Annotated in this window: 18 protein-coding genes and 1 pseudogene; 3 read left to right on the forward strand and 16 right to left on the reverse strand. The window is 38.8% G+C overall.

Going from position 1 to position 23,775, the window contains the following annotated elements:
• Positions 1-11: 11 nt before the first annotated feature.
• Positions 12-488 carry a hypothetical protein gene (locus RIB54_RS05480; RefSeq protein ID WP_350099629.1) on the reverse strand — a complete coding sequence of 159 codons (477 nt, stop codon included), beginning with the start codon at positions 486-488 and terminating at the stop codon, positions 12-14.
• A 916-nt stretch (positions 489-1,404) separates the two neighbouring features.
• On the opposite strand from RIB54_RS05480, the gene RIB54_RS05485 reads away from it, so the two are divergent.
• The 3 genes and pseudogenes from RIB54_RS05485 (at position 1,405) to RIB54_RS05495 (ending at position 4,385) form a co-directional block, all read left to right on the forward strand.
• Positions 1,405-1,770: a PadR family transcriptional regulator gene (locus tag RIB54_RS05485; RefSeq protein WP_350099630.1), complete on the forward strand. Its 366-nt coding sequence runs from the start codon at positions 1,405-1,407 to the stop codon at positions 1,768-1,770.
• Positions 1,755-1,937: pseudogene (locus RIB54_RS05490) on the forward strand (permease prefix domain 2-containing transporter); the annotation flags it as partial. The gene RIB54_RS05485 and the pseudogene RIB54_RS05490, both read left to right, overlap by 16 nt.
• A 72-nt stretch (positions 1,938-2,009) precedes the next feature.
• Positions 2,010-4,385 carry an ABC transporter permease gene (locus RIB54_RS05495; RefSeq protein WP_350099762.1) on the forward strand — a complete coding sequence of 792 codons (2,376 nt, stop codon included), beginning with the start codon at positions 2,010-2,012 and terminating at the stop codon, positions 4,383-4,385.
• Here the strand turns inward: RIB54_RS05495 and RIB54_RS05500 are convergent.
• The 15 genes from RIB54_RS05500 to RIB54_RS05570 form a co-directional block, all read right to left on the reverse strand.
• Positions 4,382-5,248 carry a 3-keto-disaccharide hydrolase gene (locus tag RIB54_RS05500; RefSeq protein WP_350099631.1) on the reverse strand — a complete coding sequence of 289 codons (867 nt, stop codon included), beginning with the start codon at positions 5,246-5,248 and terminating at the stop codon, positions 4,382-4,384. The genes RIB54_RS05495 and RIB54_RS05500 overlap by 4 nt on opposite strands.
• A 148-nt stretch (positions 5,249-5,396) precedes the next feature.
• Positions 5,397-6,125 (reverse strand): NAD(P)-dependent oxidoreductase, encoded by a 729-nt coding sequence (locus RIB54_RS05505; RefSeq protein WP_350099632.1) that lies wholly within the window; start codon positions 6,123-6,125, stop codon positions 5,397-5,399.
• A 52-nt stretch (positions 6,126-6,177) separates the two neighbouring features.
• Entirely contained in the window at positions 6,178-6,951 is a 774-nt protein-coding gene (gene speB / locus RIB54_RS05510; protein ID WP_350099633.1) for an agmatinase, read from the reverse strand.
• 60 nt (positions 6,952-7,011) lie between these two features.
• Positions 7,012-7,461: a KTSC domain-containing protein gene (locus tag RIB54_RS05515; RefSeq protein ID WP_350099634.1), complete on the reverse strand. Its 450-nt coding sequence runs from the start codon at positions 7,459-7,461 to the stop codon at positions 7,012-7,014.
• A gap of 81 nt (positions 7,462-7,542) precedes the next feature.
• Entirely contained in the window at positions 7,543-8,826 is a 1,284-nt protein-coding gene (gene argH, locus RIB54_RS05520; RefSeq protein WP_350099636.1) for an argininosuccinate lyase, read from the reverse strand.
• Positions 8,827-8,933: 107 nt separating this feature from the next.
• A complete protein-coding gene (locus RIB54_RS05525) occupies positions 8,934-9,998 on the reverse strand; it encodes a M20 family metallo-hydrolase (RefSeq protein ID WP_350099637.1) in 1,065 nt (354 codons plus the stop codon).
• The gene (gene argB, locus RIB54_RS05530; protein ID WP_350099638.1) at positions 9,999-10,778 is read right to left on the reverse strand and encodes an acetylglutamate kinase; all 780 of its coding nucleotides are present in this window, start codon (positions 10,776-10,778) and stop codon (positions 9,999-10,001) included.
• Positions 10,768-11,718: an N-acetylornithine carbamoyltransferase gene (locus RIB54_RS05535; protein ID WP_350099639.1), complete on the reverse strand. Its 951-nt coding sequence runs from the start codon at positions 11,716-11,718 to the stop codon at positions 10,768-10,770. Before RIB54_RS05535 ends, argB begins: the two co-directional genes overlap by 11 nt.
• Complete coding sequence (locus tag RIB54_RS05540; protein ID WP_350099640.1) at positions 11,715-12,845, reverse strand: aspartate aminotransferase family protein; 1,131 nt, start codon at positions 12,843-12,845, stop codon at positions 11,715-11,717. The genes RIB54_RS05535 and RIB54_RS05540 overlap by 4 nt, the downstream gene beginning before the upstream one ends.
• Positions 12,846-12,847: 2 nt before the next feature.
• A complete protein-coding gene (gene proC / locus RIB54_RS05545) occupies positions 12,848-13,642 on the reverse strand; it encodes a pyrroline-5-carboxylate reductase (RefSeq protein WP_350099641.1) in 795 nt (264 codons plus the stop codon).
• 10 nt (positions 13,643-13,652) lie between these two features.
• Complete coding sequence (argC, locus tag RIB54_RS05550; protein WP_350099642.1) at positions 13,653-14,627, reverse strand: N-acetyl-gamma-glutamyl-phosphate reductase; 975 nt, start codon at positions 14,625-14,627, stop codon at positions 13,653-13,655.
• Positions 14,624-15,817 carry an argininosuccinate synthase gene (gene argG, locus RIB54_RS05555; protein ID WP_350099643.1) on the reverse strand — a complete coding sequence of 398 codons (1,194 nt, stop codon included), beginning with the start codon at positions 15,815-15,817 and terminating at the stop codon, positions 14,624-14,626. The genes argC and argG overlap by 4 nt, the downstream gene beginning before the upstream one ends.
• Entirely contained in the window at positions 15,814-16,518 is a 705-nt protein-coding gene (locus RIB54_RS05560; RefSeq protein WP_350099644.1) for a GNAT family N-acetyltransferase, read from the reverse strand. The genes argG and RIB54_RS05560 overlap by 4 nt, the downstream gene beginning before the upstream one ends.
• A 299-nt stretch (positions 16,519-16,817) precedes the next feature.
• Complete coding sequence (locus tag RIB54_RS05565; RefSeq protein WP_350099645.1) at positions 16,818-19,340, reverse strand: DUF3857 domain-containing protein; 2,523 nt, start codon at positions 19,338-19,340, stop codon at positions 16,818-16,820.
• An 88-nt stretch (positions 19,341-19,428) separates the two neighbouring features.
• Positions 19,429-23,664, reverse strand: coding sequence for a CHAT domain-containing protein (locus tag RIB54_RS05570; protein ID WP_350099646.1), 4,236 nt, complete (start codon positions 23,662-23,664; stop codon positions 19,429-19,431).
• Positions 23,665-23,775 lie beyond the last annotated feature (111 nt).

Below are 23,775 nucleotides of genomic sequence, written 5' to 3' on the forward strand. Positions count from 1 at the left end.
AATCGAGCAATTCAATTTTGTTTGTTGGCCTTGCCAAATATCTTGTACATATCTTTTAGATGTTTGTGAATGTGATTTGAGACGACTTCCAAATGCTCGGTTTTTGAATAATCCCGTGAACCCTTTTTATATGGTATCATATTGATTGTGTCTTCAAATATGAACGCTTCAATTGTGCACTGTGCTTCCTTCAATCGTGTGATCAGGTTTTTAATCGACTCGTTTTTTGTTGTTTCAACACTTTGTTTGTTGACTTCTGACAGTTTTCCTTTCAATGGTTTAGGTTTAATACCCTTTCCTAAATCAGAAACATTCTTTGCAAAACTCTCGTGCCAAAAAGTTATATGTCCAAGAATGTCCTTTGCATTCCAGAACTCATAGACCATTTTTTGATAGTTATACCCTTGCTCGAAAAAGGTAAAAAGCTGTTCGAGTTCATTTCTTAGAATTCTAACATTATTTTCTAAATGTTCCTGTTTGTCTGTCATTTCTCCTAAACGAGACCTAACGGAATGCATAAAACTAAGCTTTGCGACCCGAAGGGTTAGTTTTATGTGTTGTTGTACTTAGTTTTTTTAATTTTTCTTTCGGCCAATTTAGAAAAATGTCCGCTGGCTCAAGCAGCGGAAAAAAACGGAGTTTGAACCGGCCTCCGCTGAAAAGCCCCGGTTGCCCTTTAAAAGCTGAGGGTTATGTTTTTTAGACGGGGCTAAACAACCGTCACCCGAAGGGCAGGCGTATTTCCTGATCCAGGGGCACCAGCCAGGTTCCCTATTGACTTTGTCAATTTTTTTCGGGAACTTCACTGAAGACTTTTATAAACGTCCCGTACGTTTCGAAAGGGCCACCTTTCAACGGCCTGGCCGCCAAAAGTCTGAAGGTCCAAAGTTCTTCCTGAACTTTGCCCCGGGGCCCCTTCCTTTGAAATCAAAACCGCCTGTTTAAAGAGCACCGGATCCCGGCCGGTTTCAAATTAAGTACAACAACCGGATATGAACAATGGTGCATATCCGCACTATATTTTATGGTTCATATCCAACAAATATTGCGGATATGAACCACCCTAACTTAAATGTAACTAAAAATCGAAATAATTGAACATGCTAGCCGGACTTGTTCCGGTATCCCTACTTTAATCATTGGACATCTTCTTGCTAAGAGACCCCGGAACAGGTCCGGGGAGGCTGAGCGATTTAAACCTTATAGGTTTTAATCTTCATGCTGAAAATAAACCTATAAGGTTTGGGTTAATTGCTGAATCACCACTTAGGAGGAGGTGCGATCAGTTAACTAATTGGATGAAAAGTCCTCTTATAGCTAGAAGGAGACCTCTCTCCGCCAACTGGCGGATTCGAGGTGACGTAAAGCCTATGAGGACCCCAAAATTTCTCAAATTCAAAACCTTTGTTTATAATTGTAGACAAAGGTGAAAAATATATGAAAGGTAGTTCTATAGGTGAGTTTGAAGAATTGGTATTGCTTAGCGTGGCCATTAATGGAGATAATGCCTACAGCCTCTCGATTTTAGAAGAACTTAAGACGCATATGAAACGGAAAGTACTTATCAGTTCTGTTCATAAAGTGCTGGTCAGGCTGGAGGAGAAGGGCTATCTCAAATCATATATGGGTGATCCGGTAGCAGTGCGCGGGGGCAAGGCCAAAAAGCTGTATGAGCTAACGGCTGATGGTAAGGAAGTGCTGGAAGCAACAAGGGAACTTCGGGAGTCAATGTGGTCGGCCATACCCCAAATGCAATGGGCCAAAAAGTAAACATACCTCCCAAATGGCTGCGGAGTGTACTCGCATCTATTTGTCATGAAGACCTTTTGGAAGCAGTAGAAGGGGATTTATTTGAGCTGTTCACGCAACATCAGAGCAAGTATGGGAGAGTGACAGCCTCGTTTTTTTACTTATTTAATGTAATACAGTTTATGCAGCCATTTTCATTCAACAGCCCCAAATTTTACAGGTCGATATACGAGAGTTACATTCGGGTGATTCTGCGAAGTATGAAAAGAAAGAAGGTGACCACAGCCATGAATGTGTTTGGTATGGCACTTACTTTTTTGGTTTGCATGGCCATATTTTCTTATGTGTCCCACGAAATGTCATTTGACAAGTACCACCAGCATGCTGATAAGATTTACCGAGCAACTTATCGGTTTCAGAATGCCAATGGTTATGACATTCACTGGGCCCGCATGAACCAGGGCTGGGTAAATGAACTGCCCAATAGTTTTCCGGAAATTGATAAACTGGTGCGGTTTCAGTCCTTCAGAACCAGAGACATCCAGATAGGAAGTGAAAACTTCAGGGAAAATTATGCTTATGCAGTAGATAAGGAAGTTTTTGATGTGTTTGATCTGGAGATTATTTCCGGTAGTAAAGCTGAATCCTTGACACCAAATACCGTTGTGCTCACCACTTCTACAGCGCAAAAATATTTCGGAAAGGAAGATCCCATTGGTCAGACCATGGAGATTTCGAATGATCAGGGAATTAAAGAGACCTATAAAGTCACTGCTGTTATTAAGGATCCTCCATCAAATACACATTTACCCATTACATTGCTCACAAGCATCAACAGCGAGAAAGAAAGGGCAGGCTGGGCTTATGTTTATTTGCTCTTGAAAGATAAAGCCAATATTCAGTCCATTCAGGAACAAATGCCTGAATTTATTGCAGACCGTGAGTCTTTGGAGGAAGGAGATCAATTAACTGTCAACTTTCAGCCGCTGACTTCCATACACCTTCACTCACAATTAAGCAGAGAAATAGCGGCCAATGGAAATATCAAGTATGTTGTCATCTTCATTTTCATAGGCCTGTTTTTGCTCATTATTGGCATGGTTAATTTCATTAATCTCAATACTATCCAATCGCTGGACAGGATCAAGGAATTTGGACTAAGGCAAAGTCTGGGGGCTACCAAAGGAGAAATGAAAATTCATATGGTGTTGGAGGCACTTGTTCTTGGCCTTTTCAGCGTTGCTATTGCCTTTGTTGGGTTTGCTCTTGGGCTCAAATACTTTGAACAGTTTGTCGGGCATCGTCTGGTGTTTTCTAATATAGAAATGATTTTGGGGCTTATGACTTTGGCTATAGTTATCGCATTTTTCTCTGCTTTTATCACCAGCATATCAATGATGCGGATAGACTTCAGACAGATCAGCAATTGGTTTAAACTCTCCAGCAACCACAAAAGTGTGCAAAAGTATATTTTGCTGGGGCTTCAATTTTCAGCTATGCTTCTATTGATTACCAGTATGGTGATTGTTCAAAGACAGTTCAGTTACATGACACAGAAAAACCTCGGTTATAACGGGGATCAGATTCTGGTGCTGAGGAATAATAACCGCGATGTGATGCGCAAATATGAGAGCCTGAAAAATGAATTGAAGCAGCTATCGGGTGTGTTGGATGTAACGGCAGTTATGGAGGTGCCTTCTGTGCCAGTGAAGGACCAGGGACCAGTTACAGTTTTAGGAGACCCAGAAAACACCATCTCAGCGGACATCCAAATTATGGATCTCAATGCCACCGATGTTTTGGGAATAGAATTTTTAGCAGGAGGTCAATTGCCCCAATATTTACAACAACAATTTGATCTGCCTGACTCTATATTGTTTGAAGGCTTTGAGACAAAGCCAAGGGCATATCTCATCAATGAATCTGCCTGTCAAAAGTTAGGTTGGAGCCCTGAAGAGGCAATAGGTAAGGAAATCAACTGGTCAATTGGAGAATTTAGCCTTAAACACGGGCCTGTGATGGGTGTGATTAAGGACTTTCATCAGGAAAGTCTTAATGAGAAAATAAGGCCTTTGGTTATTACTTATGAGCCACTGTGGGTGCGTAACATGCTTGTGAAAATTAATACTGCTAATGACTTCGCCATGCACAGTTCAATTGAAGAATTATGGAAAAACACCTTCCCTGATCAGCTGTTGGAAATTAGCTATCTCGATCAGGAGCTGGAAAACCAATACCAGCAAGAAAAGAAGCAATTAGAACTTATATCAGCGTTTACATTCATAGCCATTCTTATTGCATTTATTGGCCTTTATGGAATGATGGCTTACACCATCAAACTAAGGATAAAGGAGTTGGCGATAAGAAGGGTACTTGGCTCAAATTGGCTGAATGCACTGAGGCTATTGAGCCGAGAATACATTCTGCTTGCGCTGGCTTCAATGCTGTTAATTTTTCCATTGGCCTATTGGCTGATGAAAGGCTGGCTTGCCAACTATGCTTATCATATTTCCATTAATGGTACAGGTTTCCTTCTCTCTGGTGGACTGCTCTTTTTACTGATCATTGTAACGCTCACATATCAAATAACAGTAACAACAAATACCAACCCTTCAACCGTGCTGAGAGGAGATTAATTGAAGTATTGAATGTATTCGGCAGGCATGGCATCCAGATCGCGAATTTGAATGTCTTTATAAAACACCTCTGCGGCTTCACTTTGTAACTGAATCTTGCCTTTGGTCATCGGAATTTGCTCGCCATCTTTCTTATATCTGGAGTTCTTTAAGATCATCACCACTTCACCATTTACAATATGTAAGCTCTTGCCTTCAAAGCAAATCAGCTCCAAAGTGTTCCACTCGCCTTGTGGTTTTTCAAAGTTGGCGCTGCGCATACAGTACCCACCTAGTTTTTCGCCAGAGCCGATAGATAGGAAAGGCTGGCTTTTATCGGCCACGGCACTCATGGTATATTCTGGTGGGTAAGCCCTAATGTCAATGACAGAGGTGGCCTGCGACCAGTAATCACCCATATGCCCTTGCATGATCTGGAATTCCTGAGACAGCATCCATGAGCGCCAATATTCTGCACCATTCTTACCAATCGAATGATATAAAATACCAGAGTCTTTAAGCAGCTTTTCTCTTGGAGGATAGATGTCATTACCCCATTTTATTTTCAGTTTTAGGTGATAATTCTCATATTCCTGCTTGGTAGAAACACAGCCATATATCTCTCCACTTACTCGCAGTACTTGCTCACCATTTTCTTCAATTACAGTAAATACACCATACTCATTTTTATTGGCGCCAATGGGTTCAATAAGGTTTCCTTCATCATCTTTTGGTTGGTCCCCATTATAACCTTCCTTATGGCGATAACTCAAATAATTATCCCATTGGGAAAGTTCTTTGTCCAGCAAGTTTGTCCAGTGCTCTTCATCCTTTGAACAGGAAAAAAGAGATATTGAAATTAAAATGAATAAGGGAAGTCGCATAAGTTATTAAAAGTAATAGATTCTCTGGTGTTTTTATATGTTCTAAAAGAACAGTTTAAACCTCCTAGGTTTTATCTGCAAAATGAAATTAAACCTGAGAGGTTTCTATTTTAGCCTTCTCCTGTTGCATTGAATAGTAAAAAACGGACTACACATTTTCACTATTATAAATAACTGGCATCTGGCCTTTCCACTTATTCCACAAATCATTTTCTGTAATCAGGTTTGTCATAAAATGTCCAACATTAATCCGGCTGGTTTTACCCGGATCAAATATCGCACTTCTTGTAGGTGAAGCATGAAGATCATATTCTGTTACCTGATCTTCATCAATTAAAGTGTCAGGGCGCACAACAGCCCATTCAATCAATGGGTTGTTTTGTCCAATTTTGGCTCTTAAATACTCAGCAGCTTTTTCATTATCAGAGTGAGGGGGCACTAGCACTCGGATCAAGCCTATTATCAATTTCTGCCCAAATGAAATAGGTTCATTCAAATCATTGTTTCTGTTTCCAGCGGTATTCATCAAAACAGCTTTGATGGCTTTCTCTGGTGCATTTTTTTCAATAGCATTGCAAACTAATTTAACTGCATCAGTTACAAGCTGTTTAGGTTTTCCGTACAGTCCTTTAAATGTCAAATTGTGTCCAAGACAGGAGGCTACTGCATGGCAATCTTCAATATAACCAGCCATTTCATCGGCACCTATTGTATTGATGCTGGCTTCTGTGATTGAGATATTATTATTGGCTTTCCAGCTTTCAGGAACACTTGCAGATGAACGAACAATTACCTTCACCTTTTGATCGTGCTTTAGCAATTGTTCTACCAACTGCTTTCCAGTGGCACCACTAGCACCCAATACTAAAGTTGTCATTTTTTGTCTGTTGATTCGAAGTTATCAACGAGACCTCTGGTATTATGTTTACTTAACCCATCTTAACCAAAATCTCTTTCATCAACTTAGCGGCAAGAAAGGCGGTCATGTCATGTAAGTCTTTGGTAGGATTATATTCTACAATATCGGCTCCAATTACTTCTGCATCCAGATTATGGATCAGATCAATTACTTGTCGGGAAGTTAGTCCACCCGGCTCATGGTGTGAAACTCCAGGCGCAAATGCAGGGTCAATGCCGTCTAGATCAAGTGTGATGTACAAAGGATTTTCAAACTTCTGGATTTTACTTAAATCCAGATTGCGCATTTGGTGAATCTCTACCCCAAACTTGTTAGCTTGCTCTGCCTGATGCGTGGTTAGCGTTCTTATACCTACCTGTACCAGTCTGGTAGCATAACCATTTTCCATAATTCTGGCAAAAGGACAGGCATGTGAATATTTGTCACCTTCAAATTCATCATACAAATCGCAATGAGCATCAATTTGTAGGATGTCAAGCTTCGGATATTTTTCAAAATGGGCTTTTATAATTGGGAAAGTAATGGAATGATCACCGCCAAGCGTTAATATCTTCTTGTTCTCATCAAGGTGGTTTTTGGTGATATGCTCAATATCAAAGTACCCTTTGATCTCAAAATCGCCTTTATCATCAATAGTCAGATCTTCAATAGAAATGCCATTCTCGGCAAACATATTGAGCGCCCCACTGTTCAGGGCTTTTCTAATAAGCGGAGGAGCAAGCCTAGATCCGGTAAGATATGATGACTTTTCGTCAAACTGAATGCCCTGTATGATAATGCTCATGATATTTATATTAGTCGTGACGCTAATATAAATATTTCAGCGCTTGGATAAGACTATCCTTTAAGCCATCACTTCAGCTTTCTTCGACTTTCTGTAAAGGAAAGTGTTGAAGATATTTCTTTTGGCGAAACGCAGTGGCTTATCGGCATTCACGAATTTGATATACACATTTCTGGTTACCCCAAAGTATTCGTAAACGCTTCCATCCTGAAAAGTAACTTCAAGTAAAAGGCCTTTATGCTTGAAATCTGCAATACCGGATTCATTTATGGTGTTGTTATATTCCTCCAAAGTGGCAGCTTTGGTTTCAGGAGCAATACTTACCAAAAAGTGATAACCATCAATGATCTGCTGACTTTTGATCTCAGCTTCTTCAGCTTTAGCATCACCAGCCTGAAACTTATCGGGGTGCCACTCTTTAACCAGATTTCTGTAAGAAGTCTTTAGCTCCTTCAAATCGATGGTACCTGTTACATTAAAAAGTTTTTTGTATTCGTTAATACGTTTCATAGCTGCGCTTTCAAAATAAGTTGCAAAGCTAGCTTTTATTATTGTGAAAGTTTAGTGTTGTTAAAATATAGGTGGATGTTCTCATTTCATAACATCACTCATTTTTGACTTTATCTCCTCCAAACACAAATTCCCAATACTACCTTCGTGGGTGTGTTTTACATTCTTTTCTGGTTTGTAGTTGCCTTCCATAATGTCTTTGCCCAGCTTTTGATAAGCCTCTCTAAATGGCATGCCTGACATTACCAGCTTATTGACTTCTTCCACACTGTAGAGATAGTCGTACATATCGCTGTCCAGAATGTTTTCATTGACCTTGATATGTCGAAGCATAAAATTACAAACCTCAAGGTTGTCCTTAAGCTGGTCAATGCCATTCATAATGCTTTCTTTTAGCTGTTGGAAATCACGGTGATAGCCGCTGGTGAGGTTATTAATTATATAGCTAATCTCAACAGGTAAACTTTGGATTTGATTACACTTGGCACGCATCAGCTCAAATACATCAGGGTTTTGTTTGTGCGGCATAATGCTGGAACCTGTGGTGAGTTCTTTCGGGAAACCTATGAAATTAAAATTCTGACTCATAAACAAACATACATCTGCTGAGAATTTAGAAAGCGTTCCGGCTACTGAGGCAAGACCGTAGGAGATAGATCTTTCCAATTTACCACGACTCATTTGTGCGGCTACCACATTGTATTTCATTGTTTCAAACCCCAGCAATTCAGTGGTCATAGTTCGATCAATAGGGAAGGAGGAACCATAGCCGGCTGCAGAACCCAATGGATTTTGATCAGCAATTTTAAAGGCTGCGTTCATCATGATCATATCATCAATCAGGCTTTCTGCATAAGCCCCAAACCATAGCCCGAAGGAAGAGGGCATGGCAATCTGCATGTGTGTGTAGCCTGGTAGTAAAACCTTTTTATGTCGCTCTGCGAGATCGATCAAAGTTTCAAAGAGCGTTTTGATAAGGCCTTTGATTTGGATGATTTCATCTTTAGCATACAAATGCAAATCCACTAAAACCTGATCGTTCCGAGATCTGGCGGTATGGATTTTCTTACCTGCCTCACCGATTTTTTTGACTAATTCAAATTCAATTTTGCTATGAACGTCCTCAAAATCATTTTCAATAGTGAAGGTGCCATCTTCAATAGTCTGGCCAATTTCGTCCAGCCCTTTGAGAATGTCTGCTAATTCTTGTTTTGTCAGAATTCCAATCTTGGCTAGCATCTTGGCATGTGCGGCATTGCCTTGCACATCAAATTTTGCCAGTTTAAGATCGAGTACACGGTCATTACCCACGGTAAATCGCTCAACAATATTTTCGGTGGTATAGCCTTTGTCCCAGAGTTTCATAGTTTGTTTAATTTATTTGATCATGCCCGGTGAGCTTCCTAAGCTTTTATGAGCAAGGCTTAGGGAGATGTCTCTCCCGACTAAAATGTCGGGCTCGACATGACGTTCTATTTTATTATTTCATTCAACATTTTTATATACAACCCGATACCCTCTTCAACCTCATTAAGGTAAATGTATTCATCTGCCTGATGTGATCGAGTGGAGTCACCAGGCCCAACTTTCACTGAGGGGCAGGTCAAGATGGCCTGATCCGATAGAGTAGGTGATCCATAAGTGGTTCTTCCTAGTTTGATGCCACCCTGAACAAACGGATGATCTAAAGGAATAGAGGAGGAGTTCAATCGAAATGAGCGTGCTGCCATTTCACTTTTCGTATTTTTATTAATAGTGTCAAACACTTCTTCATTGCTGTAGCATTCATTTACCCGAACATCTACCACAAAATGGCAATTGTCCGGCACTACATTATGCTGCTGACCCGCATTGATTTGGGTAACAGTCATTTTAACCGGACCAAGTAGATCAGAAACCTTTGGAAATTGATATTGCTCAATCCACTGGATATCTTTCAATGCATTGTAAATAGCATTATCATCATTTGGGTGTGCTGCGTGGCCTGCGGTTCCTTTGGCCACTCCATCAATTACCAACAAACCCTTTTCTGCGATGGCCATATTCATGCCTGTAGGCTCTCCTACAATGGCAAAGTCAATTGAAGGCAATTGTGTTTTTAAATGAGCCAGACCATTAGGGCCTGAGTTTTCTTCTTCTGCTGTTGCAGCAATTACTAGATTATATTTAAGATTTTGCTGCGAATAGAAATGACTGAAAGTTGCCATCAAACTAACCAAACTTGCTCCCGCATCATTGCTTCCCAAGCCGTATAATTTACCATCTTCAATCACTGGATTGAATGGGTCTTTTGTATAACCCTTATTTGGCTTCACCGTGTCGTGATGTGAGTTTAATAAAATGGTCGGCTTGGAAGCATCAAAATGTTTGTTTGTAGCCCAAATATTATTTTGATCCCGTTTCCATTCTATGTTTTCATTCTTAAACCAATCGGCAATTAATGCTGCAGTATTATCTTCTTCTTTTGATAATGAAGGAGTGGAGATCAGCTTCTTGAGTAGCTCGATGGCCTTGTTATATAATGCTTTGCTTTCCATTTACAAGGTTAAGGCGGTGAAGGTTTTGTAATCCTTTTTTAGAACATCAGGACTCCCAATAATCACTTTTCTGACATTCTTTTTCAATGCATTGAAGCAGTTGTCAAGTTTCGGAATCATTCCAGAGTGAATGGCTTGTTCATCCTTTAGTGAGTTGTAGGAAGATTCATTGAGCTCCAGAATAACAGAGCTTTCATCATTCACATCTGTGAGTACTCCCTGCTTTTCAAAGCAGTAAATCAACTGAGTATTGTAAAGTGTTGACATGGCAACAGCCACTTCAGAAGCAATGGTATCAGCATTGGTATTTAAAAGGTGGCCATCACCATCGTGCGTGATGGCACATAGCACAGGGGTGATACCTTGCTCAACTAAAGATTTTAAAAATTCGGAATTCACCTTTTCAATATCACCAACCCAACCATAATCAATGGTTTTTGCCGGACGTTTGGAAGCCAGAATAGCATTACCATCTGCTCCAGACAGGCCTATAGTATTATTTCCTAACTTCTGAAGTTTAGCCACTACAGACTTATTGATGAGCCCGGCATACACCATGGTCACCACTTCGATATCCTGATCTGTAGTGATTCTTCGGCCCTCTACCATTTGAGGATAAAAACCCATTTTGTGGCTTAGCTCAGTGGCCTTTTTTCCACCTCCATGGACTAATATTTTAGGCCCTTCAAGCGATGCAAAATCTTTTAGAAAACTATCCAGCATGGCTGGATTGTCAATAACATTGCCACCAATCTTAACGACTTTTAACTCAGTTGCCATTTTTCAAGATATTTAATAGCACGGCTTGAGCAGCATAAGTTCTGTTATTGGCTTGCTGTAATACTATGGAAGCTTCTGAATCCAACACTTCATCGGCCACTACCAAATTTCTTCTTACCGGGAGGCAGTGCATGAATTTACCTTCATTGGTCAAGGCCATCTTTTTGTTGGTGATTTGCCATTGGTTGAGATCAGTTCTTATCTTACCATAATCTTCATAAGAAGACCAATTCTTAGCATACACAAAGTCAGCGCCTTTTAGCGCTTCATCCTGATCATGGATAACCTTTGTTCCATTTGTGAATTCTTCTGCCAGATCAAATCCATCAGGATTAGTAATTACAAAATCAACTTCTCCTTTTGCCATCCATTGGGCAAAGGAGTTAGGTACAGCCTGCGGTAATGATCTCACATGAGGAGCCCAGCTCAGTACCACTTTAGGTTTTATGATTTTCTTTTGCTCCTCAATAGTTATAAGGTCAGCAAAAGACTGAAGAGGATGGAGGGTAGCACTTTCTAATGAGATAACAGGTACTAAGGTGTGTTCAAGAAACTTGTTCAGCACTTTCTCACTATAATCAGCTTCTTTATCTGTAAGGGAAGGAAAAGTCCGCACCCCCATAATATCACAATATTGAGAAATAACACCAGCTGCTTCTTTAATATGCTCCTGGGTTCCCTGATTCATAACTGTGCCATCTTCCAACTCTATTTGCCAGCCATCACTATTAAGGTTCATAACCATTACTTGCATGCCCAGATTTTGAGCCGCTTTTTGGGTGCTCATTCTGGTGCGCAAACTGGGATTAAAAAAGAGGAGACCTAATGTTTTGTTTTCCCCATAGCTCTTATAATTATAAGGCTGTTTTTTAACGTCCTGAGCCAGTTGGAGCAGGGCCTTTACGTCAGGCACATCTTTTATTGAAGTAAAGTTTTTCACGAGAGTTCTTTTTTTAATGCTTCAACAAATGGATGAACCTGTTCCCATGTTATGCCTAATGGAGGAAGAATTCTTAACACATTTGGGGTTGAGGCATTACCAGTAAATATTTTATAGTCGTTGAGTATCTTGCTTCTAAGCTGGCTTATTGGTTCATCCAACTCAACACCAATCATTAAGCCTCGGCCTTTTATCTTTTTGATTTTTGGAAGCTGCTTTAATTCGGCAATTAATTGCTTACTTATGGTCTCTGCATTTTCCATCAGCTTTTCGTTCTCAATTGCTTCTAAAACTGAAAGTGCTGCCGAACAAGCCAAATGATTTCCACCAAAAGTAGTCCCAAGCATTCCACTTGAGGCCTGTATTTCCGGATTGATCAACACACCAGCCACAGGAAAACCATTACCCATACCTTTCGCCATTGAAATTATATCTGCCTTGATACCCGCATGTTGATGAGCAAAGAATTTTCCACTTCTACCAAATCCGGATTGAATTTCATCCAAAATCAACATGACACTATGAGCTTTACACTCCTTTTCTAGGAACTGCAAATAATCATCAGTGGGCATATCCAGTCCACCAACACCCTGAATGCCTTCAACAATTACAGCACAAACATCATTGCCCTTCAATGCAGCAAGTAATTGTTCTTTGTTGTTGAGGTCAATCAGCTCTACAGGAAAAGCATTTTCATTTATTGGCGCTTTAAGTTTCGCATTATCAGTAACATTTAATGCGGCTTCAGTACGGCCATGAAAGCTGTGCTTAAAAGCAACTACTTTGTTTTTACCAGTATGGAATGAGGCAACTTTTAAGGCATTTTCATTAGCTTCAGCTCCGCTGTTGCATAAAAACAAGTGATAATCATCATATCCTGACAGCTGACCCAGCTTATTAGCCAATTGTTCTTGGATAGGCATTAAAACAGAATTGGAATAGAAACCAATTTTATTCAATTGATCGGTTACTGATTTTACATAATGTGGATGGCTATGGCCAATAGAAATTACTCCATGTCCACCATAAAGGTCAAGATAAGCGGTGCCCTTTTCATCATATACATAAACCCCTGAAGCACGCTCCAGTTGTATATTGAATCTTGGGTATACATTAAATAAATCCATTTTTAGTCTTTAGAAATTTGGGTAATTTTTTCATAGGATGCCACCAGTCCTTTGATGAGTGAACTGCTCAAACCTTGATGTTCCATTTCATTCAATCCTTCAATGGTGCATCCTCTCGGTGTGGTCACTTTGTCTATTTCCTGCTCTGGATGACTGCCTGAAGCTACCAAAAGATTGGCTGCTCCAAGACAGGTTTGCACCGACATATGAAGCGCTTCTTTAGATTCAAAACCTAATTGGATAGCGCCTTGTGTGGTTGCCCGAATCAGGCGCATCCAGAAGGCGATACCACTGGCACAAATCACAGTAGCAGCCTGCATTTGCTCCTCAGGAATGACGATAGCTGAACCTAGGTTTTCAAAGATGTCTTTGGCAAGAGCCATCTTCTCATTTCCTTTTTTGTTGGCACAAAGACAGGTCATCGATTGGCCTACAGCAATGGCTGTGTTTGGCATAGATCGAATTATATGTTTATCATCACCAATAACAGCTTCAATCTGCGAAATTTTGAACCCTGTAATTGCAGAAATGATGACATGCTGCTTGGTAATGTGATCTTTTACCTCTTCCAGAATCGCTTGAAAATGTCTTGGCTGTATGGCAAAAATGATAAGGTCAGTATTTTTTACGGCTTCAACATTATCGGTTGTTAAAGTGACTATTTTGTTGCCCTTATAATCCTTTAGATCGTCAAGGTTTCTCTTGGTAAGGTATAAGCTTGAAACTTTACCTTTTTCTAAAAGTCCGTTGGCTATAGCTTTTCCAATATTGCCAGCTCCTATTATAGATATTTTCATAATTACAGTTTTAGAAATAGGAAGCTTTAAATCCCAATCCGGTTTGCTCTTCCAATCCGAACATTAAATTCATATTCTGAATCGCCTGTCCGGCAGCTCCTTTGAGTAGGTTGTCAATTACTGAAGTGATTAATACTTTACCATCAATTTTCTGAACCTGAAGAAAGCAGTAGTTGGTATTCACTACCTGTTTCAGGTTAACATTGTCTTTAGTTACGATGGTAAATAGCTCATCCTTATAAAAGTCTTCAAAGTATGAAACGAGCTGATCTTCTTCCAGATCACAATTCATGTACACACTTGCCAAAATGCCCCTGGTGAAATCTCCACGTAGCGGCAGAAAATTTATAGGCTGGTTAAAATCAGATTGAAGCCTCAACATGCTTTCCTTTATTTCGCCCAAATGCTGGTGATCAAATGCCTTGTAAATGGATAAATTATTATTTCTCCAGCTAAAATGAGAGGTTTCTGTAAGCCCTTGTCCTGCACCAGTAGAGCCTGTAATGGCGTGTACATGTACTGCATCTTTAATGAGTTTATGCTTCGCCAGAGGCAATAATGCAAGCTGTATAGCAGTAGCGAAGCAACCAGGATTAGCGATGTACTGAGCAGTTTGAATTTTTTTCTTTTTCAACTCAACAAGACCATAGATGAATTTCTTTCCATCAAGTATTGAGTCTTCTTTTAGTCTTAAATCATTACTCAGGTCTATGATTTTGGTGGTTGCCGAGAATTGATGTTCCTTTAAGAATTTTATAGAGTTACCATGTCCCAGACAAAGGAAAACAACATCTGCATTGGCATTGACGTTGTCAGTGAATGTTAAACCAGAAGCCAGCATATCCTGATGAACCTTACTGATTTGCTCTCCTGGTTTTGAATGACTATGAACAAAATCGATTTCTACTTCCGGATGATGAACAAGGCATCTTAATAATTCCCCGGCTACATAACCTGTTCCTCCTACTATTCCTGCTTTAATCATGCTTTGTCGTTTACGTGTTTGTAAATTTTCATTGGATTAGCCATAATTTTGATGAAGCCTTTTACATCTTCACCAGACCAGTTATTATTTTTCTCGCCATAGTCACCAAAGCCAGATTTCATCAAGTCATATTTTGATTCAATGCCCTGAACAATGAAGCGATATGGATGAAGTTCAACAGTTACAGTGCCCGTGACGTTGGTTTGAGTATCTTCTAAGAACTTCTCTATGTTACGCATTACAGGCTCAAAATATTGAGCCTCGTGAATAAACATGCCATACCAGCTAGCAAGCTGCTCTTTCCAGTGTAATTGCCATTTAGAAAGGGTATGCTTTTCAAGCAGGTGGTGTGCTTTTATGATGATTGATGCAGCGGCCGCTTCAAAACCCACTCGCCCTTTTATACCTATAATGGTGTCACCAACATGGATATCGCGGCCAATTCCATATTTATTAGCAATCCCTTCAAGTTTCTGAATGGCAGTAACAGGATCCACCTTATCACCATTAATACCTTTGATCTCTCCTTTTTCAAATTGAAGAGCAATCACTTCAGTAGAAGTTTTTTCAACCTGACTTGGATAGGATTCTTCAGGTAAGGCCAGATGTGAAGTCAAAGTTTCTGCACCTCCAACACTGGTTCCCCAAAGGCCTTTATTGATGGAGTATTGAGCTTTTTGCCATTCTAAGGCGAGTCCATGTTGTGCTAAATAATCAATCTCTTCTTTTCGAGACAATGACATGTCTCGGATAGGAGTGATGATCTCAAGTTCAGGAGCTAATAGCTGAAATACCAGATCAAAACGCACCTGATCATTTCCTGCTCCAGTACTTCCGTGAGCAATGGCAGAAGCACCTATTTTATTGGCATATTCTGCCAAAGCAATGGCCTGATAGATGCGTTCAGCACTAACTGATAGCGGGTAAGTATTGTTTTTTAATACATTACCATATATCAGGTACTTGATAATGTTATCATAATATTCACTGGTTTTTTCTAAAGTAACATGACTTGCAACACCAAGGTTAACAGCCTTTTTTTCTATGCCTGCAAGCTCATCTTTTGAGAAACCACCTGTATTTACAATGGCAGAGTGAACTTCTAAGTCTTTTTCAATAGATAAATATTTAGCGCAGTAGGAGGTGTCTAATCCACCGCTGAATGCTAATACTACTTTATTGTTCTTCATGGAAGTTTATGTTTTATAACTGTTTCAGAGTCAACAGTTGTGTTTTTTAATGCTGGTTTAAGAAATGGAAATTTGACCATCTTTTGTTGGATGCGCACTTTACGCTCTTTCATAAACTGGATAAAATTTTCCCATGCCTTCTGTCTGTTTTTCTCAGCTTCTTTTGGTGTAACCTTGCTTAGGTCGCAAGCCATGCCTGTGCACAAACACATGGAACGGTTGGTTCTGGTTAGAATATCAAAGTTTACACAACTCTGACAGCCTTTCCAGAAAGCATCATCTTGGGTAAGCTCAGAGAAAGTTACAGGCTTGTAACCCAGGTCTGAGTTTATTTTCATCACGGCCAAACTGGTAGTAATACCAAATAACTTGGCCTCTGGAAACATCTTTTTAGACAATTCGAATGTTGCCTGCTTGATGGCCTTGGCCAATCCGGTTTGTCTGAAATTGGGATGTACAATTAAGCCTGAATTTGCAACAAACTTTTTGTCTTGCCAGCTTTCTATATAACAGAAGCCTATAACCATGTCATGGTCAAGGGCTATTACGGCTTTGCCCTCAGTCATTTTTTTACAAATATATTCAGGTTCGCGTTTTGCTATTCCTGTGCCTCTTACCCGGGCTGCTTCTTCCATCATGTTACAAATGGTTGAAGCATAATGATGGTGACTTTCATCAGCCACCTTAATAATATAATTCATTATGAAATGGATTAATTTCTCTTTTGGAGAATTGATTGTGTCAAAAAGATTTCGGAGGTCAGCAGAGTGCGTAACTCCGCTATAAATAGTATAGACCCTAGGGCCTAGAAGTAGTTACTGGCCTAAAAGTAGGCGCATAGTTAGCCATTCCGCTAGCAGGGCTAGCTTGCACTAAAATAATATGTGTGCTTTTGGCTTTCATTTGTTACACAAAGTTATATGATTATTTTTCATTAATCATAATAAATGCTTGATTCTCTACTAAGTATTATATGCAAAACTAAGTGAACATTTAGTTTTTAACTGTTTTTTTGCTCTGATAGGGTGCTATCTAATCTAACCGTAAATGTGTTTTTTACTCGGTTTGAGTTGCTGAAATACGGAATCCAAATTGCAGCAGCAACTGCACTTTGAAATATTGATTTGAAATCTATTTGCACGCCTGCCACAAGCTGGTTGGCGAAGAAATTGTCAACCAATGTTATAACTAAGGAAATTGCGTATAAAATCTTAATCATTAATGGTGCACTCGTTCTTTTTTGAAAGAATAGTACCACCACGAGTAAAGAAAAAGCCGTAAAAAGAAAGTTATAGAGAAACTCAAATGTAATTAATGCCAACAATTTAAAATCTTTGTTCAAAAAGTGGGAATACCAAAAGTTCGCATCATAAAAATTATCAGAGTTAACAAGTTCAAAAGCCATTCTTACAGGCGTAAAACACAAACCTATTGCAGGCAATATTAACCAACCACCAATGGCCAAATTTTTAGGGTTGGTTATTTCAATATCAGGGTTATAGCTTGAATAGACCTTGAAGGAAGCAAAGCAACCAATTGAAAAAATGATAACACCTAAGATAATACTTAAATAACTCAGCTTGTATTTAGCAATTGACGAATCATAAGTGAGGAAATAACTAATATTGTTCATTATATCTTCATGGGCAATAATGAAATCTACGAATTGAGTTGGACTTAAATCATCTTTTTTTGATTCATATGAGTAAACTAATTCTATTTGCTTTTTTCGGGAGTTATAGGTGCCATTTAAACTATAGTTATAAGAACTATCTTTTTTAGCGTAAGTGATTTCTTCAAACTGCCAGCTTTCTGGCAGGTTTACTAGAATTTTGTGTTCGTATTTTGCTTTTCCAAGGTAAAAAGGCATCGTTCTAATTGATGATCCATTAATATTTACATAGGATTCGAGACCCATAGGATAGAGTTCTAAAGAAGATAGGTTCTCATTATCACTGGATTTTTTCCAAATGTTACTAATCAGATATGATTCATCAATGACTAACTCATTATCTGTGTTCCTTTTTTCATCTATCAGTTTAACACCGTCCAATGATTTAATTGAAGGGTAAAGGTTACTATAAAAGTCCAAATATTGTTTGGTAATCTCGTTTATAGAATTCCTCGAGAAGTAGGATCTTTGATTGTCAGCGCTCAGCCCTTTATAAGTGGTTCTTACTGTAAAAGTAGCATCTCCAAATCCTGCATCATCAAGAGTTAGCGTTTCTTCTACTAAAACCGGTTGAATTTTATATTTCGGAAGTTCAGTTAAGCTCTCAGTTTCCTTTCTAAGATTCAAACCATAATGGTAATTTGGTGTAGACAAATTATTCAAATCCCCACCTTGACTACTTATTGTTGGATCGATGTAATAATCTTTGTCTTCATAACTAAATCTTACAATGCAATGATCAAATATATCAGGAGACGGTGGTGAGTTTTCTAATTTCAGGCCTTGTGATGAACTAACAAGAACAGGATTAGCCTCAACGTCCATTAAATTTAATAAACACACCAAAAGCAGTGACTTGTCTTTACAGTCTCCAAATCTTTGATCAAACACTTTAACTGGTAAATGAGGTTTATAGGCACTCATCCCATTTTCAAGTCCGAGATATCTGACTTCATCCTGAACAAACCTTATTGCTTGCTCAATAGATATGGCTTTGTTGCCAGAGTCAAATCTTTCTCCTATTTTCTTCTTTAGATTTTTCAACTCTTCGCCCGAAACTTGAAAGTTACTCAATGACTCCAATGCAAAGGCCTTCCAACTAGTGTAATTGGTATACTTAACACTTGGGTGAGGGTCGTACCAGCTTGGAGTATTGTTGTCATAAATAACAGGTTTTACATCTTCATGAATCCACTCGTATGACGTTGTGGCATTTGAATACTTTACTTTGGGGTTATCAGGATTTTTAAACTCTTTCAATATCAAACTATCTTTTTGTTCAAATATTAATTTGGTAAACAGTTTTGATATAGGTAGAGTAAAGTTAAATGAGAAACCTCCATAAATACCTTTATACGCTGGGTTAGAACCTTCTATGGTATAGGAGTATAATATAATATCATCAACTCTAACATCAGTTATGTTGATTGTTGCTGTTAATGAACCGTCATACAAGTGCCGATCCATGCTTGTTTCTCTTTGGATTATCTCAATTGGATCTGTTTTGATTTTATCTATAGGTAGCCCATTACGGATAATTGAAACTTCGTGGATATTCAGTCGCTGAAATGAAGGGTCGAAATTTATACTAATATTCGACATGTTCTGAATGCCTTCAGAGTTATATACTTTAATGGCAAATTGATAATAATGGCTTGAAGTGACTGTATTTGACTGCCTATCAGCCAATAGATAATAATATCCATTATTGTCAAGTGTAGTACGATCCTTACCTAGCTCAACAGGTTCAACCCATTGCGGTCTTTTGGTTATTTGATATTGCTCGTCACCAAAAGCAAATAAGTTAAAGGATAGAAATAATGAAGCGAAAAGTATAGATAATTTGCCCACAATAGAAATTTAAAAAGGGCAAATATAATGTAATTAATACATTAAAGTTTATGCGTTTTTCATTCAAACATTACATCCTGCGTGGTTTTTAATCTAATCCAATCATAATAAAGGCTCCCCAGTAAATGGGATCCTGATATTCCACTCTCAGCTCTTTTTTAGCTTCAACGAATGATGCCCTTTTCCTACCAGTCTCTAGCCATTTTTTATAAAACTTAACCATCAATTTTTGAGTGGCTTCATCATCTACTTTGAACATACTCATGATTAGTGTCTTAGCTCCCGCCACCATAAAGGCTCTTTGTAAACCATAGACACCCTCGCCAACAGCCAGTTCTCCAAGTCCCGTTTCACACGCACTCAGCACCACCAAGTCTGTCTGGTCAAGGTTCAGGTTCATAGCTTCATATGCAGTGAGAATACCACTTTCCATATTGTAGTTATAGGAGGTCTTATTTAAGAGGTCTCCGGCACCAGATAATAATAACCCTGTTCTCAATAATGGGTTAGCCGAAGCTTCTGATTCACTTAATGTTAGTTCATCAGATGCTTTTAGTTCTTGTTTTGGTGAGAAGAATCCGTGAGTAGCTACGTGGAAAATTTTAGGGTTATCAAGTCTTTTAATTTGCTCCTCGCTCGCTTCTTTGTGGGAGTAGCTATTAGCAATCCATCCTTTTTCTTTTAAAAGCACTCCTAGCTCACTTAGTTCTTTTTGTGTACCTGGCAGTGAGTTGATTTCGCCTGCACTGGCTGTCAAATAAAAGTCTGGATTGCCAAACATAGAAGCCCTCTTTTCGTCTTGCACCAGCTGGGTTTTGACTTGCCTCAAGTAAATGTCTTTGGTATTACTTACCAGTATGATATTGGAGTTGTCAATAACATATTTACCATCCTGAGTTGGTACGGCTTCTAAATTTATCTGATTATAAACACCATCTGCACTTAGATAAATTGTTGCGTAAGCGCCAACCTGCGTTTGCAGAGGTTTCCAATACTTCTCATAACTGTAGGCATCAGGCAATTTATAGATGATGCTGTTTCGATAGTTTTTAAAGTATCTGGTTTCGAGGTCGTGCCCATCACTAATTAAGATTACTTCAGGCTCTGGGGTCTCTTTTTCATTTTTTACATATATGGCAGCATAAATAATCGAGTCCGTAAATACATGATCGAAATGACGGTACCTAACCATCTCTATAGCTACTTCATTTGGCTTCAGTGCTTTTTGAACATTGTTCCAAACAATCTTTTTGTCTTCAAAGCTTTGCGAGAACAGCTCTGATTTTTGACTTAGTTCTTTTTCCAACCTTTCAACTTCTGCAGTCAATATTGCAGGATCTATCTGATTTTCCTGAAGCTGCTCGATACTCATTGAGAGTACATTGGTAAGCTGTTCTTTCTTTTCTATCCAGTTGTTATATTTATTTTTTAAATCCTCATCGTTACTGTTGAGAATACGTTCTCTAATTTTAATTGAAGAGTTTAAAAGAATTGCCTTGGTTAAAAGGGCATTATTGTACACCTCGCCAACAATCTTTTTGTTGGATGACATATTCTTGAAAGCAAGGGTATTGTAGAACTCAAAATCGGATTTTATCGTATTCCAATATTTTGCTTTTTCGCGCTCACTAAGTGCCGGGAAGTACTCTCTTATAAAGTTTTGATAGTTTGCAAGAGCCTCTTCAATATTCTGGAGTGATCTTTTAGAATCACCCTCCATGTAGTAAACTTTACTTAGCTTAGAAAGTACCTTAACATACTCTGGATGGTTCTTATTGAAGAATTTTTCGTAAAGCCGTTTGGCCTTTTCATATTCTTCTTCGGCTTGGTCGTAGCTGCGCTGCAAATAATGAATATCTCCTGTAAGGGTATAAATTGAAGCCGTATTAATATTGTTTCTCTTACCTACTTTGGATATCCAGATGTTCTCAGCAAGGGTCAGTGCATTGAAGGCTTCATCATACTTACGTTGTGAGATGTAGACTTTAGCCATATCTGTTAAAATATTGGCGTAAGTAGGGTTTCTGTTACCAAGTTTCGCTATTATGATATCTTTCGACTCATTAAGTATTTTTTCAACTTCGGCTAAGTTATCCCCTTTGTGAAATTTGATAATGGCCAGTTGAGTGAGGGATTTACCAACGTCAACGTGGTTTCTTCCGAACTGTGCTTCCTGAATTTCAATGGCCTTTCTTATATTGTTCTCAGCTTTTTCGTAATCACCTATACTGGTATATATTTCTGATAGTAGCAGTAGTGAAGGTGTGATCTTGGTAGATTTTTCGTTGAATATCGAGGTGCTTAATCTATTAGCCTTGAGCGCTGTCTTTTCGGCATCGGGATAGTCACCACTGATCAATTCTATTTTGCCTTGATTAACCAAAGGAACTATTAATCTTCTGGATTCAGGGCCATATCTTTTACTGTATGACTCAATCAGCCTTTCAATAAGAATTTCAGTGTCATTGTACCGGCCTAGCGTAATATATAGGTTGGAGAGATCCTCTGCGGCACCGAGCTCATCATAATATACGGTTGATTCGGCCCGTCTAAGCAACTTGGAGGAGGCTGACAAGGTGCGTTCGGCATCATCAAACAAACCTTGGATAGCGAATAGCTGTGCCTGAACCTCTAAAGCCTGAACATAATCCACCACTCGATATTCATTCCTTCTTTCTTCTTCTAATATTTTTACGGCTTCAGTTATATTACTGCTGGCATTTTCATAATCGCCAATTTTTAATTGAAGACTGGCAATGTAAGTTAACTCCACGCCATAATCAGGGTCTTTATTGTCATACTTGGCACGGGCTGCAAACAGGGCATCGTTTAGAATATCATTGGCCTTTTTGTACTGATCGGTGATTTCATTATAAGCGGCCAGGTGGTTAAGTATGTTGACATAATCTTTATGCCATGGGTCAATCTGCTTTTCTATTACTCCATAAAAACTCTCTTTATATATCGCTTCAGCTTCCTTTATTTTGTCAGTATAATCAATGTAATAGTTAGCTAATTCTATTTTTGACAGATGATATAATGGAGACTCTGCCCCATAGAGTGTTTTTTTAATTTCTAAGATGTCTATCAGATTTTCTTCTGCTTGTGCGTACTTCTGATTTTGAATATCTAAACGATACAAATACTCTAATAGTGAGATTGTTTTTTTGTGATATTTGGGCAGACCACTGTTAGAGGTTAAAATGGCACTGGCCTGTGCCCCTACATTTTTGGTTTTGTCCTTGGTAAGTTTGGCATCAAACTCAACTGTTTCCAAATTAATATAATGAAGGCTGGTTCTGCTAAAATTCTTCTTAATAGCCTTTTCGTACTCAATTTTGACATTTTTGTATTTTGCCTTTTGGTTATTATACAAATATTGTTTGATGAGTGTTTCATACAAATCAAAAGCTAAGTAATGGCTCTCTTCGTGCTGGCTTTTAAGGTTACTGAGTGATTTGTCAAACCTGGTTTCCCTGGGCATGTTCTCGACATCCAATCCATTCTCAACAAGCAGTTTTCCATGAAGAAATTGATTCTTTACATAGTGAATATCTTTCTTGCCTAAGTTTGAATCGATCCAGGCTTCTGCTCTTAAAAAGGCGCTATCAGCACTTTTGAAATTACCTTTCAGCCTTAGGGCATTTGATTTAAGCGTTAATGCATCTGCATAATTGCCCATTCTTTCTTTTACTTCTTTTTCATCCAATCTTCTAGATTGCAACCTGCCTTTGTCATCAACAAAGCTTACTTTGTCTACGGCTCTTGATCTAAAAAAATCTATATTCTTATTAAGAGCTTCTAAAGCTTCGTTAAAGTACCCCTGACCAATTAAAATTTCTGATGTGGTAAGATCTGTTTGAGCTTCAATCTGATCGGTATAGGCTTCAGTTGTTTTTAATATAGAAAGGCCATCATCTAAATAAACTTTGGCTTTTACAAAATTCCCATATTGAGCCATAATTTCTGCAGCCTCAATTCTGGTAAGAGCTGTTTCTACAGACCGGTCGCCATAAACGGTTTTGCTGGCATTAATGGCTTCTTCAAGTTCATTTTCGAAGGTGGTTATATAACCTAGAGCCCAGTTGAATTTGGCAGATCTTAAATAGTATCCTGGAATGTACTGATTGCTGGCGCCTAGTTTCTTGGTTACTTTTTTCTTGAATTTAAGAAGCGTCTTTTTCGCCTTTTCATAATCACCAGTTTCATATTGCTCATCGGCTTTGTTTATAAACTTATCCCATTTTTGGGCGTGAGTATTACCGACCAAGGCCAGTTGGCATAATAAAACAATTACTAAGGCTTTGAAATGTACTGATTTCATAGTTGGGAAAGGTTTTGTCTTATCTTATAAAATTAGGTCAAATTGTACAATAAAGTACTGACAATTAGACCTTTTCCTTATAACTCAACGATAATAGTGCTTTGATGCCTC

It is taken from the genome of Fulvivirga sp., assembly GCF_040218215.1.
In the GTDB taxonomy this organism is placed as follows: domain Bacteria; phylum Bacteroidota; class Bacteroidia; order Cytophagales; family Cyclobacteriaceae; genus Fulvivirga.

Coding starts and splice junctions, on each gene's coding strand:
- RIB54_RS05480 (WP_350099629.1), bottom strand. CDS start 488: ATGACAGACAAACAGGAACATTTAGAAAATAATGTTAGAATTCTAAGA.
- RIB54_RS05495 (WP_350099762.1), top strand. CDS start 2,010: ATGAAAAGAAAGAAGGTGACCACAGCCATGAATGTGTTTGGTATGGCA.
- RIB54_RS05500 (WP_350099631.1), bottom strand. CDS start 5,248: ATGCGACTTCCCTTATTCATTTTAATTTCAATATCTCTTTTTTCCTGT.
- RIB54_RS05505 (WP_350099632.1), bottom strand. CDS start 6,125: ATGACAACTTTAGTATTGGGTGCTAGTGGTGCCACTGGAAAGCAGTTG.
- speB (WP_350099633.1), bottom strand. CDS start 6,951: ATGAGCATTATCATACAGGGCATTCAGTTTGACGAAAAGTCATCATAT.
- RIB54_RS05515 (WP_350099634.1), bottom strand. CDS start 7,461: ATGAAACGTATTAACGAATACAAAAAACTTTTTAATGTAACAGGTACC.
- argH (WP_350099636.1), bottom strand. CDS start 8,826: ATGAAACTCTGGGACAAAGGCTATACCACCGAAAATATTGTTGAGCGA.
- RIB54_RS05525 (WP_350099637.1), bottom strand. CDS start 9,998: ATGGAAAGCAAAGCATTATATAACAAGGCCATCGAGCTACTCAAGAAG.
- argB (WP_350099638.1), bottom strand. CDS start 10,778: ATGGCAACTGAGTTAAAAGTCGTTAAGATTGGTGGCAATGTTATTGAC.
- RIB54_RS05540 (WP_350099640.1), bottom strand. CDS start 12,845: ATGGATTTATTTAATGTATACCCAAGATTCAATATACAACTGGAGCGT.
- proC (WP_350099641.1), bottom strand. CDS start 13,642: ATGAAAATATCTATAATAGGAGCTGGCAATATTGGAAAAGCTATAGCC.
- argC (WP_350099642.1), bottom strand. CDS start 14,627: ATGATTAAAGCAGGAATAGTAGGAGGAACAGGTTATGTAGCCGGGGAA.
- argG (WP_350099643.1), bottom strand. CDS start 15,817: ATGAAGAACAATAAAGTAGTATTAGCATTCAGCGGTGGATTAGACACC.
- RIB54_RS05560 (WP_350099644.1), bottom strand. CDS start 16,518: ATGAATTATATTATTAAGGTGGCTGATGAAAGTCACCATCATTATGCT.
- RIB54_RS05570 (WP_350099646.1), bottom strand. CDS start 23,664: ATGAAATCAGTACATTTCAAAGCCTTAGTAATTGTTTTATTATGCCAA.